The following is a 1,379-nucleotide window of genomic DNA, read 5'->3' as shown; positions in this document are numbered from 1 at the left end:
GGCCTCCCCGGCTGTCGAGACGGCACCGGCCTACTCCGGACCGCCGGACGAGGAGATGGACGACGTGGACGAGGAGACCATGGCGCGCGAAGTCGAGGAGCTCAACGAGATGCTGCAGAACGTGCTGGACGAGGACCCCGAGCCCGGCGAGTACGGCCACCTGCGCATCGAGGACGACATCGAGGCCCCGGCCGACGACGCACCGGTCTTCGAGCTGGGCGGCGACGACAGCAACAAGCTGACCAGCGACCAGGGCCGCCAGGCCCTGCACGAGCGGCTCGACCAGTGGGTTCGCGAGGGCAAAAACTCCTTCGCTCCCCGCGAGGTCACCGACATCGTCATCAGGGTCAACCTCGCCGACACCAAGCGCTGGTTCTACCGCCAGCGCGACGCCCTCATCGAGGCCGGAGTGATCTCGGAGGACGAGTCGGACGAGGGCTTTGGCAAGTACGACATCCTCCGCTCGCCCCTCTCCTGAAACAACGGAGAGTGATCAACGGAAGGCCCGCACGGTGCGCGGCCCCGCGCACCGTGCGCACCCGTCCCCGCCCCAGGTAGAGACGCCGCACCCTCGCCGCGCACCGTCCGATGCGCACCCATTTGTCCAGCGCGCACGGTGCGCACCGCACCCACGCGCACCTTACGGAAGGTAACCGATATGGCAGACCGCCCCAAGGCGCCGCCCTTCACGAAAGCCCAGAAGTGGGTCATCGGCATCGCCGGAGTCTTCTTCGCCGGCCTCGCCGGCCTCGGCGGATACGGCTCCTTCGCCGCCGTCGAAGCCGTCGCCCGCGAGCACGGCTTCGGAGACCACGCTTGGATCGTCCCCATCGGCGTTGACCTGGGCATTCTCGCCCTACTCACCGTCGATTTGGTCCTGGAGCAGCTCGACATGCCCCTCCCGCCTTTGCGATGGCTCGCCTGGGCGTTCACGGCCGCAACTATCTGGTTCAACATGTCGGCAGTTGAGGCCGGTTTGTCCTGGCCGGATCGCATCACCGGACAGGGCATGCACGCCGCGATGCCGCTGCTGTTCATCGCCTTCATGGAAGGCGTCCGCCACGCCATCCGGCGCCGCACCGGCATGACTAGCCAGCGCCGCATGGACGGCATCCGCCTCAGCCGCTGGTTCCTCGACCCGGCCGGCACCTTCGGCATCTGGCGCCGAATGGTCCTGTGGGAGGTCCGCTCCTACCGCACCGGACTGGTCCTCGAAAAGCACCGCCGTGAACGCGCCGGGGCCCTCAAGTCCCGCTACGGACTGCTGTGGCGGTGGAAGGCCCCCGCAGAAAAGAAGTGGCCCCTGCGCGGCGGCATGCTGGACCTCGCCCTGGAACTCACGGGGACCATCGAGGGGACCACCCCCACCTCCCCCGGGG

The 1,379-nt window shown here is 68.5% G+C and carries 2 protein-coding genes; both read left to right on the top strand.

Annotated features, from left to right (window positions below):
• Nucleotides 1-478: hypothetical protein (locus GL263_RS26565; protein WP_182858283.1), on the top strand; the 478-nt coding region annotated here is incomplete at its 5' end.
• Between the two features lie 180 nt (nucleotides 479-658).
• A partial coding sequence (locus GL263_RS26560; protein WP_182858282.1) for a DUF2637 domain-containing protein occupies nucleotides 659-1,379 on the top strand: 721 nt, incomplete at its 3' end.

The organism is Streptomyces durbertensis, assembly GCF_014156695.1.
GTDB classification, from domain to species: Bacteria; Actinomycetota; Actinomycetes; order Streptomycetales; family Streptomycetaceae; genus Streptomyces; species Streptomyces durbertensis.
This window is presented reverse-complemented; position numbering and strand designations above follow the sequence as displayed.